The sequence below is a fragment of the Halomonas sp. KO116 genome (assembly GCF_000734975.2).
GTDB classification, from domain to species: domain Bacteria; phylum Pseudomonadota; class Gammaproteobacteria; order Pseudomonadales; family Halomonadaceae; genus Vreelandella; species Vreelandella glaciei.
The window spans coordinates 136,962-152,085 of the sequence record NZ_CP011054.1 but is presented as its reverse complement, the minus strand read 5'-3'; the positions used below and the strand labels follow the sequence as shown (position 1 = coordinate 152,085).

Here is a 15,124-nt window from a genome sequence, read left to right as displayed (position 1 = left end):
GCGTTCCTCATGGATAACGCAGTCGGCTCCGCAGCGTCTTGAGCACCGTCATGCGCCCGATATCCTGCCCGAAGTCGAGGATGATCTGCCGTGCCTTGTGAATCACGAGAGCCGCACGGTGCACCAACTCTTGTAGCACGGTGCGCAGCCGGCGCCGCTTGGCCGGGTGGCGAACCGGGCTCAGCTCGCCGGTCATGCCCAGCTGTCCCATCAGGCGCAGGATGTTGTAGGCCAACTGGGCGAGATGCAGGATCAGATCGTTGGTGGCGAACTTGCCGGACGGCAAGCGCTCCAGGTCGAGATCGGTCTTGATCTCGCTGTGAAACTGCTCATGGGTGGCATGCGCCTGGTAGCGCTTGATCACCGCCTCCGGCGCCTCGTCCAGGCTGGTCCACCAGCCTTCCAACTCATAGTCCGGTTCGAGCAGCAACTGGCCATCGCGATCGGCGGTGCGCTCTACCAGGCGCATCACGCGTTGGACGACGTATTCGGTCTTGTTGTCGTCGTGGATCGAGACGGTCTGCGGCCACAGCGCCTGGCGCTTGCCAGGACGCAGCTCTTCCCAGTAGTCCGCCGCCACCGCCAGCCAGGTATCTCGATCAGCCGTGGCCGAGCCGCGCGGGTTCCATTTGACGACATAGTCGAGCCGGCGCCCCTCGTCGGCAAAGACCTGGCGTTGCTGTTCGAGAAGCGCCAGGTGCGCCTGGCTGTCGAAGCCGCTGTCCTCGCGTAACAGGATCGGTTGCTTGGTCAGGCATTGGGCGCGAGGCAGTACCCGCTCCAGGAAGGCGTTGCTCTCCTTCATGGTGTGCTGCTTGCCAGGCCGCAGTTCCAGACCCAGGCACCACCCTTCGTTGCCCAGATAGGCGGCGATCGGGGTGTAGCCATCGACCTTCTGGTAGGTCCGCGAGACGCCTTCCTTCTTCGAGTTGCTGTTGTCCATGACGAAGGTGTCGATGTCCAGGCAGACGTGCGTCGTCTCGGCGGTGATCGGTGCTTCGATCAGTGACAGCAGGGTCGTGGACCAGGTGGCGGTGCGCGCCTGCAGGTCGTTGGCGGCAAGTTTCTCCAGCCGCTGTCGCAGCGTCGCCGCGCTCGGCACCTTCTGCAGGGTCAGCAGTTGTTGGAAGGGCTTGTCGCGGCGGAAGTTCTCGACAGCGTCATAGTCGCTCATGCCCAGACACAGCAGGCCCAGGTAGCTCTTGATCACGTCACTGGTGCGCATGCCCAGCGTGGTGGGGAAGCGGCTGTCGATGCTGTCGACGCCAGCGATCTCGAAGCACTGCCCGATGATGGACAGCCCGGCGTGGCTAGTGAGGGTGCGGCGACTGGCACGGAACTTGACGTTGGGCATGGCACTATCTGGGTGAATGGCGATATTCGCTATATTGCCATGCAGTTCAGTAGGTTAGAAGCATTTCTGGGGGCTGGTCTCACGGATTCAGGGAGATTTTTTCCTTCAGGAATGAGAGGTATGTCAACGACGTGTCAAAAAAGGAAGACGTCAGTGAGTAGACTTGCTTGAAAAGCAAGAAATATACGTCTAATATATTTCATGCAGCCTTAGATTGCCGCGCGCCTTACAAAGCACGCTTCAACAATGTTTGGAGGACGTCCCATGGAGATACATAAAAGCCCGATGAATGAACGGCAGCGCCGATATCGCGAAGTTTACCGTTCGCGCACGAGCGGTTGGTATAATGGATATGTGCACGCATTCTTGATCTTCGGAATTGGTCTCTACGCAATCTTTTTTTTCACCATGAACCTAAGTGAGGTTTTGTGGTGGGAGTGGTTGACGATACCGGTAGTATTCTTAGGCGGACAGTGGGTCGAATATTATACCCACCGCTTCCTCTTGCACAGGCCAAAGAAGTCCGGCATGGGGCGCCTTTTATATGTACGTCACACACTCATGCACCACCAGTTTTTTACAGCTGAAGAGCCACGATATGCGAATCATCGAGATTGGCGAGTCACGCTTTTCCCACCATTTACTCTCACCATCTCTACGCTGATGATGTTACCGTCGGCGCTCGTAGCAGGGTGGGTAATATCCGGCAATGTCGGCTGGCTACTCATGGCTTCGACTATCGGTACCTACCTATTCTACGAGGTTCTGCACTTTCTTTGCCACGTCGGTGACAATTGGTTCGTGCGGCATTGCCCTATCGTCAATACCGCGAGGCGCCACCACACCGCCCATCACAACCACTCGATCATGATGGAAACCAACATGAGCATCGTGTTCCCGTTCTGGGATTGGGTCTACGGTACTTCTGACCTTGATCGGGGGTTGATCGGTCATTTATTCAACGGTTACAGCACCAAGCATATTAAAAAGGATCTACGTCAGACGGCGAAGACTCCGCACCTGCTGCCACATGTTTCAAAAGCTTCTTCGAAGCCCGGTCCGGAACCTGCAAATCGTTGACTGCTGTCGGAAAATAATGGAGAAGATTTTATGCCGGCCTCAAAAAAATTAGTATTCTCTGCGCTACTTCTTATCGCTGGAGTGATCGGATATCTAATTGAGATAAAAACCGGGCGAGAGGACCTGCTCGGACACCTGGGCGCACTCGTGGTGCTGCTGATGGTCGGGCTGTGGGCGTTATCTCCGGTAGATCGTGAGGAGTTGACTCCAGCCAAAGCGAGGCGCGAATGAATAACCCAGCTAAAAGCAATCACCCTGCGGACCACTACGCAGGCGAGCGAACAATCGATGGGCTTTGCGTGACGGTCAATGGCAAAGCACTGCCGACCTTTGATGATCTTGTTACGTACTCCAAAGGAGGTTTCGAATGGGGTTACGAGGGTGCGGAACCGGTGCAACTGGCATTCGCGCTTCTGTACTCGAGGCTACGAGATGTTGAGGCTGCTTGTGAGCTGGCGCCGGTCCTAATGAAGCACATCGTTGCCAACCTTGCGAATGAGTGGGATATCTCGGGGGACCAACTTGACGAAACCATTGCAATCCTGCAAGGCAAGCATTACGCGAGGGCAGGTCATGTCACAGAAGCACTTTGACCTATACCATCGAGAGGGCGCGTTTCCGAGTGCAGATAAAACTATTATTAGTACGGCTTGGGGGCCCATTGAGCTTCAATGCAACGGTACTGGCGGTTTTCTGATACTGCTTCACGGCCTGCAGAGTTCAATGGAGGTATGGCGGGAGACAGTTCGGCAGCTACCGAGGCTGCGCGGTGATAGCCTATCTCGGGAAGCCAGTAAGCATCACAGGCTGGAGTATGGGCGCCATTGTCGCGCTTCAATACCTGCATAAGTATGGCGACTCAATAAGTCAAGTCATATCAAAGCTAGAGCCAAGGCTACAGGCACAGAAATTCGGGATATGAAGGAAAGAGTGACATTGAAGCGAGAAGACCAAAAGAAGACCTTAGCCGATCAGGCATACAAACAAATTGAAGAGGCCATCGTAACTCTACAACTTGCACCAGGAAGCATAGTTTCTGAGACGGAGCTGGTTGAGTTGATAGGCATTGGTAGAACGCCAACCCGAGAGGCCATACAGAGGCTAGCCAGGGATCGACTAATACGAGTGCTACCAAAACGAGGATTGTTAGTCGCGCCACTTGATCTTATGGGCCAGATGAAGCTCCTCGAAGTTCGTCGCCAAGTTGAGGGGCTTATTATCCGGTTAGCGACGAAACGAGCATCTGATGAGCATAGGAGAGCCTTCGCTCAGCTTGACGCGGAATTTCGGGAAATTGCGTTCGCCAATGATGGTCTGGGCTTTGTACGTTGTGACAGGGGGTTTAATGAGTTATGTATTACCGCAGCACAGAATGAATACGCGGAGGACGCGATGCGTCCCCTCATGGGGCTGTCCCGGCGCTTCTGGCTCTTCCACCACCAACAATGCGGAGCTGCCTTACCGCCTTTGGCGCTGCTGCATGCTGATACGGCCGCCGCGATGGCTATTGGAGACGAGGAGGGAGGACAACGTGTGTTTGAGGAGCTGTTGGAAAACGTAGAAAGCTCGGCGAGGATAAGCTTGGCTATGAATTTCTCAGCAACCTGAGCTAATGTGAATAAAAAAATAACAGCGGAGAAGCAAGAATGAATAAGTCCAAGAATATTACGAAAACTGCTAAGGCCATAATTCTAGTCGGCCTGTTCGCAATGGTTTTGGTGCCCGCTATCGCGGCTGCCCAAGACGACGTCATCAAGTGGCGACTACAATCGTTCGTGCCTTCTGGCGGCAGCGACTGGAAAAAGAGTGTTGTCGCGCTGCGGGATAAACTCTACGAGCGCACAGGCGGTCGATTAGACATCGAGCTACACTCAGCGGAATCTTTGATGGGGTCTTCCGAGATCTTCCCCGCTGTAAGTCGCGGGGTAATCCAGATCGGTCATACTTCGCCAGCGTACATAATGGATTATATCTCCACGGCGTCGCTTGCCTGGGGTCCCAGCTCCTTCCGAAACGTTTCCGAGGCCGCCTACTTCTGGAAACACTTGGGCTTCGAAGACATTATCCGCCGGGAAGCCCTAGAAAAACACAATATACACTACTTCACGGACCTTCTGTACTTCACTAGGCTGGTATTAAACAAGCCGGTCAAGACTAATGAAGACTTTGAGGCATTGCGCATCCGCGCCTCCGGTAGCCTCGCTAAATTCATAGCGGACAGTGGAGCTGCGACGGCTTTTGTATCGGGGTCCGAATTATACCAGTCTCTCAGCACAGGCGCCGTGGATGGAGCGCATTGGGGCGGAGCCCAGAACGCAAATGACTTGAGCCTTTATGAGCCGGCAAAGTACCACGCATCTGCGGTGCTGGGTATCGCAAACGAGATTTTTATCATCAACGATCAGGCCCTGTCCAGCCTGCCCGAAGACATTCAGACGACGGTACGTTCTACGCTGGAGGAACACTTCTGGGCTCGCACCAACCAGTACGAGATCGAAGAGCTGGAAATGCTCAACCAGCTCGCCAGCGAAAAGGGTGTGCAAACTATCGATCTTCCGGAAGAGATCGTGGAGCGCATGGACAAGGCCACGCACGACTTCAGGCACTCCGAGGCGAAGAAGAGTGAGTACACCGCTGAGGCCGTCGAACGCCTCGAAGCCTACCTGGGCGTACTCGGCTACTTATAAGCATGAATGAGCGCGGCTCGCCATGCGAGCCGCTTTTCTAACTGCCGTGATTACCCAAGCACAAGCGCGGCATAGGAAGAACTAGGTCAGCGGGGCCCGTATGCGAAAAATCTTGCACGCTATCTCATGGCTGAACGATCGGCTGGGCAGATGGGTTTTATCCTATTTCGCTTTCTTAATGTTCGCTTTTCTACTTTTCGAAGTGGTTGCACGCTATATGTTCAATTCGCCTACTTCTTGGGCGACCGAAGCGACAACCATGTTGTTCGTAGCCTATACGATCTTATCAGGAGGTTATCTGCTCCTACATCGTGGACACATAAAAGTCGATATCTTTTATCAGCAATTCTCGCCTCGAACAAAAGCGGCTGTAGACGTCGTGACCTCCGTCTTTTTCTTTGTGTTCACGATCGTAGTTTTGGTGGAAGGGCAGGGTATGGCGTGGGCGGCGATCACTCGCTGGGAGCACTCGCATTCTGCCTGGAATCCCCCTGTCTGGCCTCTAAGACTTTGCGTTCCAATCGGCGCGATCCTGCTAATTCTTCAGGGCGTGGTAAAGCTGATCGACGACCTAACCATCCTATTTAGCTCTGATTCACAGCGAGCTGAACGTGCGGGTACCGAGGGGTAAGTCATGAGTAGTGAACTGATCACAATCCTCTTTTTTGGGGGAATGTTTGCCCTGATCTTCGCCGGGGTGCCTGTTGCATTCGCCCTTGGTGGCATCTCGTCCATATTCCTGTACCTGACTTGGGGCGGAGATGGGTTTTTCCTGGTCGCCAACAGGCTGTGGACGGCCATGAACAGTTTTACTTTGATCGCCATCCCCTTGTTTATGTTCATGGCGCTGATATTGGAACGCACAGGCGTTGCGCAGGCATTGTTTCGCATGATCCACCTCTGGTCTGGCGGTCTGCGGGGCGGACTGGCGATCGGCACCGTATTGATCTGCGCAATGTTTGGCGCGATGGTGGGTGTGAGCGGTGCGGCAGTCGTGGCGATGGGTGCCATCGCCCTGCCCGCTATGTTAGAGCGCAAGTATGACAAGCGGCTCGCCCTGGGTTGCATCAATGCAGGCGGCGGCTTCGGAGTTCTGATCCCGCCCAGCATCGTGATGATCGTCTATGCCATGCTTACTGGCGTATCGGTTGGTGCTCTCTTTGCCGCCGGCATGATACCTGGGCTTCTCATGTCCGTATTGGTTGCGGGCTATATCGCAATACGATGCTGGTTACAGCCCGAGCTGGGCCCCGCGTTGCCCAAAGAGGAACGCGGAGACTGGAGCGAAAGGTTCCGTTCGCTAATGGCTGTCGCACTGCCCATCGGCATCGTGGTCATGGTCCTCGGCTCCATTCTGTCCGGCATCGCGACTGCCACCGAAGCCGCCGCCATCGGCGTGCTCGGCTCCCTACTGTCAGCGATGGTCCACCGCACCCTTTCGCTGAACTTGATTAAGGAAGCCTTGCTTCAGACTCTGCGCCTGACTTCCATGATTATGTGGATCATCCTGGGCGCTCAAGTCTTCAGCACGGCCTATAGCGCTATGGGCGCCCAGCAGGTGGTGATGGACCTAATGGCAGCCATCCCAGGCGGCGAGTGGGGCGCGCTCGCTGCGATGTTACTGCTCCTCATGCTCATGGGCATGGTGCTCGACCCGATAGGCATTATGCTGATCACGCTGCCGGTGTTCATGCCAATCATCACGATGTACGGGATTGACCCGATCTGGTTCGGTGTGCTGTTCGTCATCATGGTCGAAATCGGTTATATGACCCCTCCTTTTGGCTTCAATCTTTTCTATTTAAGAGGTGTCGCACCACCCGGTATCAGCATCGGGGACATCTACATTTCGGCGCTTCCGTATGCTGCAGTGATTCTGTTTGGCCTGCTTCTGATCATAGCGTTTCCGGGAATCGCTCTGTGGCTGCCGAAATTGCTGTTCTAGCCAAGCGCCGTGTAACGTACGAAAGTTTAATTATGGGGAAATGAAACTCGGCTTGACCGCCCACGTAGTTATAATCACCGGAGAGGGCGGCGTGATCCCTCTGCCGTAGAAGGAGTATGCGCCGAGGGTGGTGCACCTGATACTGACAGTCGGGCGGCGTGGCCGACGCCGATAACTCTGTAAGCGGTCTACTAATCACACCTACCCAGGCCTGACTCAGAGCGGTAAGGTTGAAGTAACTCCCTCCATAGTTGCAAAGGCTATAGTGCAGGTATGGAGGAGGGCACTTCACATGCACCTCACACTTATGAAGAAATTCAGCTAGATTGGAAGGATACGTTTTCCATACCGCTAGGCATGATTGATGCATAAAAACTTGTTTCGATGATGTTGAATGCAGTCAATGAAGGTCGACTCACGCTCAATGAGGTTGCCCGCCTCACAGCGGAAAATCCGGTGAGGAGGTTTGGTTTCTTCCCGAGAAAAGGGGTGATGCAGATTTTCCGATTGTAGATATGCAGCGCCAAGTAATTTTACTAAAAAGGGTATGCTATCGAAAGCTGGCTATACTAGCTGGGAAGGTATGAAAACGAAGGTATGATTGTTTATACTGTAGCCTGTAAGAAGTGGTTGCCCAAGATGGAGAGGTAGAGGTTGATCCTGGCTATGGGAACTTTGTTCCAGGCACTGCTTACTGGCAGTTTATTTTTGATTTTCTGTTGCTTTAATGATCTTTCTCAAGTGGTGTTGCGGTAGTGCCAGAAAAGTATAAGCTTTTACCCTCTGCGATACAGAGATAATAAAACCAATCAGGAGTGAGTGCCATGATTTATACCAACCCCGGTCAGGCTGGTTCTGTCATTACCTTTGAATCACGCTACGGCAACTACATTGGTGGTGAGTTCGTGCCGCCGGTGAAGGGTGAATATTTCGATAACGTCAGCCCAGTCACTGGCGAGGTGTTCTGCGAAATTCCCCGCTCCAGCGCCGAGGATATCGACAAGGCGTTGGACGCCGCCCATGCTGCCGCCCCGGCCTGGGGCAAGACCTCTGCCGCCGAGCGCAGCAACGTGCTGCTCAGAATCGCCGATCGCATCGAGCAGAATATCGAGAAGCTGGCGGTTGCCGAAACCTGGGACAACGGCAAGGCGGTGCGTGAAACCCTTAACGCCGATTTGCCCCTGGCAGTAGACCACTTCCGCTACTTCGCCGGTTGCATACGTGCCCAGGAGGGTACTGCGGCTGATATTGACGCCAATACCGTGGCCTACCACTTCCATGAGCCACTGGGAGTGGTGGGTCAAATCATTCCGTGGAACTTCCCGCTGCTGATGGCAGTATGGAAGCTGGCACCGGCGCTGGCAGCGGGCAACTGTGTGGTGCTCAAGCCCGCCGAGCAGACCCCGGCCTCGATCCTCGAGCTGATGAAGCTGGTCGGCGACCTGTTGCCGCCGGGGGTGGTCAACATCGTCAACGGCTATGGCGCCGAGGCCGGCCAGGCACTGGCCACCAGCAAGCGTATCGCCAAGATCGCCTTCACCGGCTCTACCCCGGTGGGCGCGCATATCCTCAAGTGTGCCGCCGACAACATCATCCCCTCCACCGTGGAACTGGGCGGCAAGTCGCCGAACATCTACTTCGCCGACATCATGAACGCCGAGCCGGAGTTCATCGACAAGGCCGCCGAGGGACTGGTGCTGGCCTTCTTCAACCAGGGCGAGGTGTGCACTTGCCCGTCCCGGGCGCTGATCCAGGAGTCGATGTACGACGCCTTCATGGCCAAGGTGATGGAGAAGGTGGGCCAGATCACCCGTGGCAACCCGCTGGATACCGATGTCCAGGTGGGTGCCCAGGCCTCTCAGGAGCAGTTCGACAAGATCATGTCCTATATGGAGATCGCTCGGGAGGAGGGCGCCGAATTCCTGACCGGCGGTGCGAAGGAGAGCCTGGATCCGAGCATCGACAAGGGCTTCTATATCCAGCCGACCCTGCTCAAGGGCCACAACAAGATGCGGGTCTTCCAGGAGGAGATCTTCGGCCCGGTGGTGGCGGTGACCACCTTCAAGGACGAGGAAGAGGCGCTGGCCATCGCCAACGATACCGAGTTTGGCCTGGGCGCGGGCGTGTGGAGTCGCGATATCAACGTCGCCTTCCGCATGGGGCGTGGCATCCAGGCCGGCCGCGTGTGGACCAACTGCTACCATCAGTACCCGGCCCACGCCGCCTTCGGCGGCTACAAGAAGTCCGGTGTCGGCCGCGAGACCCACAAGGTGGCCCTCGAGCATTATCAGCAGACCAAGAACCTGCTGGTCAGCTACGACATTAATCCGATGGGCTTCTTCTGAGAGCTATCCGCGTCATCGACAATTGATTGCAGTAAGGCGGTGGCGCCATTTCGTTGGGCACGACTAACGTCGTGCCCAACGGCTATTTTTGTGAAGCGTTTCAATGTGAAATGAAGCTTTGCACGTTGCCGCATCCGGCACACTAGCCCGGGGCGATCCGAACTGACCGGAAGAACACCTTATTGGTTAGCAGAGAGCATCAACACAGCCGGCTGCCCAGCAGCAGCAGGGCGCCATCCAGCTGGTGCCAGCCCCACCACACCAGGGCCAGGGTGGCGGCCGTGATAAGGGCAGCGGCGATGCGCAGGGTGAGGCGATGACTCATGCTTCAAGCTCCTGAGGCAGTTCACGCTGCACCGGTGCCTCGCTGATCCACCAGTGCAGGGCGGCGGCCATCACGCCGAGCAGGATGGCGAGCTTCCAGACCACCTCGTAGTCGCCCTGCAGATCGTAGAGATAGCCCCCCAGCCAGACGCCCATAAAGGAGCCGAGCTGGTGGAAGAGGAAGACGATGCCGCCGAGCATCGAGAGGTGCTGGACGCCAAATACCGAGGCGACGATGCCGTTGGTCAAGGGCACCGTGGAGAGCCACAGCAGGCCCATGGCGATGCCGAACAGATAGGTCGTGGTGGGACTCAAGGGCGCCATCAGGAAGAGGGTGATGATCACCGCCCGGGTCAGGTAGATCCCGCTCAGCAGGCGCGGCTTCGAGAACCGCCCGCCCAGCCAGCCGGCGACGTAGGTGCCGAAGATATTGAACAGCCCGATCAGCGCCAGCACGGTACTGCCTACCTGGACCGCGATGCCGTTGTCGTAGAGGTAGCCGGGCAGGTGCACGCCGATGAACACCACCTGAAAGCCACACACGAAGAAGCCCATGCAGAGCAGCCAGAAGCCGCGATGGCCGGCGGCCTCGTCGAGCGCCTCGCGCAGCGGCAGGTCACCGGCGGCGGCAGCGGCCGGACGGTCGCGCAGCAGGGCCCCCAGCGGCAGCATCAGCGCGCCGATGGCACCCATGGCCAGCAGCGCCGCTGACCAGCCCAGCCACTCCAGCAGCCCCAGGGTGCCGGGCAGCATGGCGAACTGGCCGAAGGAGCCCGCGGCGCTGACGATGCCCATGGCCATGCTGCGCTTCTCCGGCGCCACGGCGCGTCCTACCGCGCCCAGCACCACCGAGAAGGTGGTGCCGGAGAGCCCCAGCCCGATCAGCACGCCGGCCGAGAGCGTCATGCCCAGCGCCGAGTCGGAGAACCCCATAAAGAGCAGCCCCAGGGCATAGAGGGCACCGCCCGCCACCACCGCACGAGCGGCGCCGTAGCGGTCGGCCAGGGCACCGGCGAAGGGCTGCGACAGTCCCCACAGCAGGTTCTGGATGGCCAAGGCGAAGGCGAAGACGCCGCGCCCCCAGCCCAGCTCGGCACTCATCGGCTCGAGGAAGAGACCGAAGCCGTGGCGCAGGCCCATGGCGAGGGTCACCACCAGGCTGCCGAGCACGAGGATCATCAGGGAGTGGCGGCGTAGCGTGTCCATCGGCGGGTCCGTTGATCTGGGTGGCGGTTTGCAGGCTAATGGCCGCCACTATCCCACGTTGCCAACCGGGCGGCTACTCTCCTCTGGTATAGCCCTGTGGTATAGCAAAGACGCCGAAGCTAACTGGTAGCCTGGTATCTTCCCGGTGCTTATCGGGAGGTCTTGATCGCCGCCTCCAGGGTCGCTAGCCGTCCCGGTGTCAAGGCATCTTCCACAGCGGTGATACGCAGCACATGGCCCAGGGCCGGGTCGGCGGGACGGGCGATCAGCTTGCCCTCGTCGAGCAGCGTCTTGATGAACAGCGGGTCATCCATTAACAGGCGCAGCTTTTTCAGCGAGTGGCTGACCGCCGGTTGCGTCAGGCAGAGCGCCTCTGCGGTCAGCGTCAAACTCCTTTTCCAATAAAGTGTGTGAAAGACCAATAGTAAATTGAGATTTATCTTATTGAGTCTATTCGCCAGCTTCATATGGGTGGTGTCAGCCATCAGGCGATTCTCTTGTAGCAGGCGAGTTACTTGAGCGCTTCCTGGATGCGCGGCAGGTAATCACCGAACTGCTCGCCATACTTCTCATACACCGGCGCGACAGCCGCTTGGAAGGCCGCCATGTTGGGCGAGTCGTTGATCTCCATGCCCGCATCGCGCAGGGCCTGCAGCTGCTCGCTCTCCATTTCAGCGTTCACTTGGCGCTCATACTCTGCGGCTTCCTGGGCGGCTTCAAGCAGTACTTCTTGGGCTTGTTCCGGCAGTTGGCTCCACGCAGGCATGCCCATCACAAAAATCGCCGGAGCGTAGGTGTGGCGGGAAAGCGTCATGTAGTTCTGGGTTTCATCCAGGTTGAACGAGTGGATCACGTTCACCGGGTTTTCCTGGCCGTCGATGGTGCCCTGCTGCATGGCGGTGAGCGCTTCGGTCCACGCCATGGGAATCGCGTTGGCGCCCAGCTCGCGGAAGGTGTCGGTGTAGACCGGGTTCTCCATCACGCGGATACGCAGGCCGTCCAGATCTTCCGGCGAGTTTACGGCACGCTCGCTGTTGGTCAGGTTGCGGAAACCGCGCTCGGCGTAGGCCATGCCTTTCAGGTTCACTTCGGATAGCTTATCGAGCAGCTCCTGGCCAATCGGGCCATCAAGCACTTCGTAAGCGGCTTCCGGGGAGGGGAACAGGAACGGCAGCTCGAACACCGCCATCTCTTCCACAAAGTTAGCCACCGGGCCGTTGGTAATCACACCCATATCCACCGTGCCGATCTGCATGCCTTCCAGCAGCGTGCGTTCATCACCTAGGGTGGCGTTGGGGAAAAGTTCGATACCCACCTTGCCGTCGGTACGTTCTTCCACCAGCTCTTCAAACTTGGTGGCGGCAATGTGAAAACCATCCTGCTCATTGACCACATGGGCCAGGCGCAGGGTGACGGGATCCATATCAGCAAAATCAGCAGCGTTCGCGGCGCTTACCAGCGCCAGTGAGATGCCTAGAGCCAGCGTGCTACGTGCAAATGTTTTCATATTATTGTGTTCCCAATGGACAAAGGTTCAAAAGTGCTCCCAAAGCATGCACCACACCAGGGAAAACGGTCAATTGACTAAAGGTACTCAAGCGCCATACGGCTGGACACAGCGCCCCTGCACAGTTACGATACGCACCCACAAGCGCCCGTAGCTCAGTTGGATAGAGTATCGGCCTCCGAAGCCGAGGGTCGCAGGTTCAAATCCTGCCGGGCGCGCCATACATATCAAGGGCTTACGTTAATGCGTAAGCCCTTTTGTTTTTTGGTAACGGTCACTATAACCACACTGGTAACTGCAAAAAGCAATCCCAAAGCGTTTTTAATTGGGGCTATCCGGTGCTGCCGTTCACTACGAAAGTTCATAGTTGGCCAGCCGTTGCGTTTCTCCACAGATGTTGCGTTTTGTTGCCTTTATCTTTGCGTTTTGCCAATTTGATACCAATGGAAATTTCCTAACTCTGCCGAACTGACTCTCTGAGATTAAAGATCGACTCAGCCGCCTTTATGGACTGTGTCCGTGGTGATGAAGTTTAATTTCAGGGAGGAGGGAAAAGTAAATAGCTGTTGTTCCACGGCGGTAGAATATGACAAGGCTCCATGTGGAGCCTCAAGATGACGTTTTGAATAGAACGAAACAGTATCTGTCCCGGATATCAGGACTTGTCATGCCGCTTATCGAAAGCCGTAGGCATGCCGACTTCTTTGAGTAACATCCGTCCCAGCAGCGAGATTTCAACTCTGTGTTTGAAATCACCTTTCTTTGGCTCGAAGTCAGGCAGTTGACCTTTTTTAACGGTTCCATAATTTTTTCTTAGCAGACCCAAGCTAAGCAAATGGTTTGGACCACTCTCATATAAGTGTTCATTCTCTACATCTTCAATGCCAGAGCCTATGTATGCAGGACGAGGACGTTTTACATCAGACCTGAATCCGTGAAGCCGGCGCCGACACTTTCCCTATCACCGCCAGCGAGCATTTTTGATCATTCGCCCCGTGCAAGTTGGCTTTCGCAAGCCCGTTATTGCCAAAACCCACCGTGCTGATCGGTGCTGACGGCCCGTTTTGTCATGCCTTTCCACCCGCCAGGCACGACATATCTGGCGATCGCGTGTCGCTTGGAACTGCTTGTGGATAGAGTGTCGCCGATTGACGATCAGCATGGCGTGCCTCGGGGATAGCGCAGGCGGCTTCGCAAGGTGTTCAATACCGTCATGCGTCCGATGTCCTGCCCGAAGTCGAGGATGATCTGCCGTGCCTTGTGAATCACGAGAGCCGCACGGTGCACCAACTCTTGTAGCACGGTGCGCAGCCGGCGCCGCTTGGCCGGGTGGCGAACCGGGCTCAGCTCGCCGGTCATGCCCAGCTGCCCCATCAGCCGCAGGATGTTGTAGGCCAGCTGGGCGAGGTGCAGGATCAGATCGTTGGTGGCGAACTTGCCCGACGGCAGCCGCTCCAGGTCGAGATCGGTCTTGATCTCGCTGTGAAACTGCTCATGGGTGGCATGCGCCTGGTAGCGCTTGATCACCGCCTCCGGCGCCTCGTCCAGGCTGGTCCACCAGCCTTCCAACTCATAGTCCGGTTCGAGCAGCAACTGGCCATCGCGATCGGCGGTGCGCTCTACCAGGCGCATCACGCGTTGGACGACGTATTCGGTCTTGTTGTCGTCGTGGATCGAGACGGTCTGCGGCCACAGCGCCTGGCGCTTGCCAGGACGCAGCTCTTCCCAGTAGTCCGCCGCCACCGCCAGCCAGGTATCTCGATCAGCCGTGGCCGAGCCGCGCGGGTTCCATTTGACGACATAGTCGAGCCGGCGCCCCTCGTCGGCAAAGACCTGGCGTTGCTGTTCGAGAAGCGCCAGGTGCGCCTGGCTGTCGAAGCCGCTGTCCTCGCGTAACAGGATCGGTTGCTTGGTCAGGCATTGGGCGCGAGGCAGTACCCGCTCCAGGAAGGCGTTGCTCTCCTTCATGGTGTGCTGCTTGCCAGGCCGCAGTTCCAGACCCAGGCACCACCCTTCGTTGCCCAGATAGGCGGCGATCGGGGTGTAGCCATCGACCTTCTGGTAGGTCCGCGAGACGCCTTCCTTCTTCGAGTTGCTGTTGTCCATGACGAAGGTGTCGATGTCCAGGCAGACGTGCGTCGTCTCGGCGGTGATCGGTGCTTCGATCAGTGACAGCAGGGTCGTGGACCAGGTGGCGGTGCGCGCCTGCAGGTCGTTGGCGGCAAGTTTCTCCAGCCGCTGTCGCAGCGTCGCCGCGCTCGGCACCTTCTGCAGGGTCAGCAGTTGTTGGAAGGGCTTGTCGCGGCGGAAGTTCTCGACAGCGTCATAGTCGCTCATGCCCAGACACAGCAGGCCCAGGTAGCTCTTGATCACGTCACTGGTGCGCATGCCCAGCGTGGTGGGGAAGCGGCTGTCGATGCTGTCGACGCCAGCGATCTCGAAGCACTGCCCGATGATGGACAGCCCGGCGTGGCTAGTGAGGGTGCGGCAACTGGCGCGGAACTTTATGTTGGGCATGGCACTGTCTGGGTGAATGGCGATAATGGCTATATTGCCATGCAGGTCAGTGGGTTAGAAGTGCTTCCGGGGCCGGTCTCACGGATTCAGGATTTATTGAAAGCTCAACGCGCAAAAATTTGAAGATCACGGGCAAAAATACCAAATCAGACAATGATC

General features: G+C 57.0%; 14 protein-coding genes and 1 tRNA gene. 9 read left to right on the top strand and 6 right to left on the bottom strand.

Annotated elements, in window-relative coordinates:
- Positions 1-7: 7 nt before the first annotated feature.
- Positions 8-1,354, bottom strand: a complete 1,347-nt coding sequence (locus KO116_RS23705) for an IS1380 family transposase (protein ID WP_045812354.1) — start codon at positions 1,352-1,354, stop codon at positions 8-10.
- Between the two features lie 264 nt (positions 1,355-1,618).
- Between KO116_RS23705 and KO116_RS23700 the strand changes: the two genes are divergently transcribed.
- The 8 genes from KO116_RS23700 to exaC all read left to right on the top strand — a co-directional run bounded on the left by KO116_RS23700 (position 1,619) and on the right by exaC (position 9,411).
- Entirely contained in the window at positions 1,619-2,434 is an 816-nt protein-coding gene (locus KO116_RS23700) for a sterol desaturase family protein (RefSeq protein WP_035564175.1), read from the top strand.
- Between the two features lie 30 nt (positions 2,435-2,464).
- The gene (locus KO116_RS23695; protein WP_035564173.1) at positions 2,465-2,665 is read left to right on the top strand and encodes a hypothetical protein; all 201 of its coding nucleotides are present in this window, start codon (positions 2,465-2,467) and stop codon (positions 2,663-2,665) included.
- Positions 2,662-3,027, top strand: coding sequence for a DUF6166 domain-containing protein (locus KO116_RS23690; protein ID WP_045812353.1), 366 nt, complete (start codon positions 2,662-2,664; stop codon positions 3,025-3,027). The genes KO116_RS23695 and KO116_RS23690 overlap by 4 nt, the downstream gene beginning before the upstream one ends.
- Positions 3,028-3,364: 337 nt before the next feature.
- Complete coding sequence (locus KO116_RS23680) at positions 3,365-4,042, top strand: GntR family transcriptional regulator (protein WP_442905838.1); 678 nt, start codon at positions 3,365-3,367, stop codon at positions 4,040-4,042.
- A gap of 38 nt (positions 4,043-4,080) precedes the next feature.
- Positions 4,081-5,121 (top strand): TRAP transporter substrate-binding protein DctP, encoded by a 1,041-nt coding sequence (gene dctP / locus KO116_RS23675; RefSeq protein ID WP_035564169.1) that lies wholly within the window; start codon positions 4,081-4,083, stop codon positions 5,119-5,121.
- Positions 5,122-5,221: 100 nt separating this feature from the next.
- Positions 5,222-5,752, top strand: coding sequence for a TRAP transporter small permease subunit (locus KO116_RS23670; protein ID WP_035564167.1), 531 nt, complete (start codon positions 5,222-5,224; stop codon positions 5,750-5,752).
- A gap of 3 nt (positions 5,753-5,755) precedes the next feature.
- Entirely contained in the window at positions 5,756-7,066 is a 1,311-nt protein-coding gene (locus KO116_RS23665) for a TRAP transporter large permease (RefSeq protein WP_035564165.1), read from the top strand.
- 824 nt (positions 7,067-7,890) lie between these two features.
- Positions 7,891-9,411 carry an acetaldehyde dehydrogenase ExaC gene (gene exaC / locus KO116_RS23660; protein ID WP_035564163.1) on the top strand — a complete coding sequence of 507 codons (1,521 nt, stop codon included), beginning with the start codon at positions 7,891-7,893 and terminating at the stop codon, positions 9,409-9,411.
- Positions 9,412-9,610: 199 nt separating this feature from the next.
- Here exaC and KO116_RS26160 read toward each other — a convergent pair whose 3' ends face one another.
- The 4 genes from KO116_RS26160 to KO116_RS23645 all read right to left on the bottom strand — a co-directional run bounded on the left by KO116_RS26160 (position 9,611) and on the right by KO116_RS23645 (position 12,448).
- Positions 9,611-9,736 (bottom strand): hypothetical protein, encoded by a 126-nt coding sequence (locus KO116_RS26160; RefSeq protein WP_268762352.1) that lies wholly within the window; start codon positions 9,734-9,736, stop codon positions 9,611-9,613.
- The gene (locus KO116_RS23655) at positions 9,733-10,941 is read right to left on the bottom strand and encodes an MFS transporter (protein WP_035564161.1); all 1,209 of its coding nucleotides are present in this window, start codon (positions 10,939-10,941) and stop codon (positions 9,733-9,735) included. Before KO116_RS23655 ends, KO116_RS26160 begins: the two co-directional genes overlap by 4 nt.
- 149 nt (positions 10,942-11,090) lie before the next feature.
- Positions 11,091-11,426, bottom strand: coding sequence for a helix-turn-helix domain-containing protein (locus KO116_RS26020; protein ID WP_035564159.1), 336 nt, complete (start codon positions 11,424-11,426; stop codon positions 11,091-11,093).
- A gap of 26 nt (positions 11,427-11,452) precedes the next feature.
- Positions 11,453-12,448: a TRAP transporter substrate-binding protein gene (locus tag KO116_RS23645; RefSeq protein ID WP_035564157.1), complete on the bottom strand. Its 996-nt coding sequence runs from the start codon at positions 12,446-12,448 to the stop codon at positions 11,453-11,455.
- Between the two features lie 144 nt (positions 12,449-12,592).
- On the opposite strand from KO116_RS23645, the gene KO116_RS23640 reads away from it, so the two are divergent.
- Positions 12,593-12,669, top strand: a tRNA-Arg gene (locus KO116_RS23640).
- A 934-nt stretch (positions 12,670-13,603) separates the two neighbouring features.
- On the opposite strand, the gene KO116_RS23635 is transcribed toward KO116_RS23640, so the two are convergent.
- Entirely contained in the window at positions 13,604-14,965 is a 1,362-nt protein-coding gene (locus KO116_RS23635; RefSeq protein WP_045812082.1) for an IS1380 family transposase, read from the bottom strand.
- Positions 14,966-15,124: the final 159 nt, after the last annotated feature.

What these genes read in the sequence shown, in the direction of transcription:
- KO116_RS23705 (WP_045812354.1), bottom strand. Translation starts at nt 1,354, where the DNA reads ATGCCCAACGTCAAGTTCCGTGCCAGTCGCCGCACCCTCACTAGCCAC.
- KO116_RS23700 (WP_035564175.1), top strand. Translation starts at nt 1,619, where the DNA reads ATGGAGATACATAAAAGCCCGATGAATGAACGGCAGCGCCGATATCGC.
- KO116_RS23695 (WP_035564173.1), top strand. Translation starts at nt 2,465, where the DNA reads ATGCCGGCCTCAAAAAAATTAGTATTCTCTGCGCTACTTCTTATCGCT.
- KO116_RS23690 (WP_045812353.1), top strand. Translation starts at nt 2,662, where the DNA reads ATGAATAACCCAGCTAAAAGCAATCACCCTGCGGACCACTACGCAGGC.
- dctP (WP_035564169.1), top strand. Translation starts at nt 4,081, where the DNA reads ATGAATAAGTCCAAGAATATTACGAAAACTGCTAAGGCCATAATTCTA.
- KO116_RS23670 (WP_035564167.1), top strand. Translation starts at nt 5,222, where the DNA reads ATGCGAAAAATCTTGCACGCTATCTCATGGCTGAACGATCGGCTGGGC.
- KO116_RS23665 (WP_035564165.1), top strand. Translation starts at nt 5,756, where the DNA reads ATGAGTAGTGAACTGATCACAATCCTCTTTTTTGGGGGAATGTTTGCC.
- exaC (WP_035564163.1), top strand. Translation starts at nt 7,891, where the DNA reads ATGATTTATACCAACCCCGGTCAGGCTGGTTCTGTCATTACCTTTGAA.
- KO116_RS26160 (WP_268762352.1), bottom strand. Translation starts at nt 9,736, where the DNA reads ATGAGTCATCGCCTCACCCTGCGCATCGCCGCTGCCCTTATCACGGCC.
- KO116_RS23655 (WP_035564161.1), bottom strand. Translation starts at nt 10,941, where the DNA reads ATGGACACGCTACGCCGCCACTCCCTGATGATCCTCGTGCTCGGCAGC.
- KO116_RS26020 (WP_035564159.1), bottom strand. Translation starts at nt 11,426, where the DNA reads ATGGCTGACACCACCCATATGAAGCTGGCGAATAGACTCAATAAGATA.
- KO116_RS23645 (WP_035564157.1), bottom strand. Translation starts at nt 12,448, where the DNA reads ATGAAAACATTTGCACGTAGCACGCTGGCTCTAGGCATCTCACTGGCG.
- KO116_RS23635 (WP_045812082.1), bottom strand. Translation starts at nt 14,965, where the DNA reads ATGCCCAACATAAAGTTCCGCGCCAGTTGCCGCACCCTCACTAGCCAC.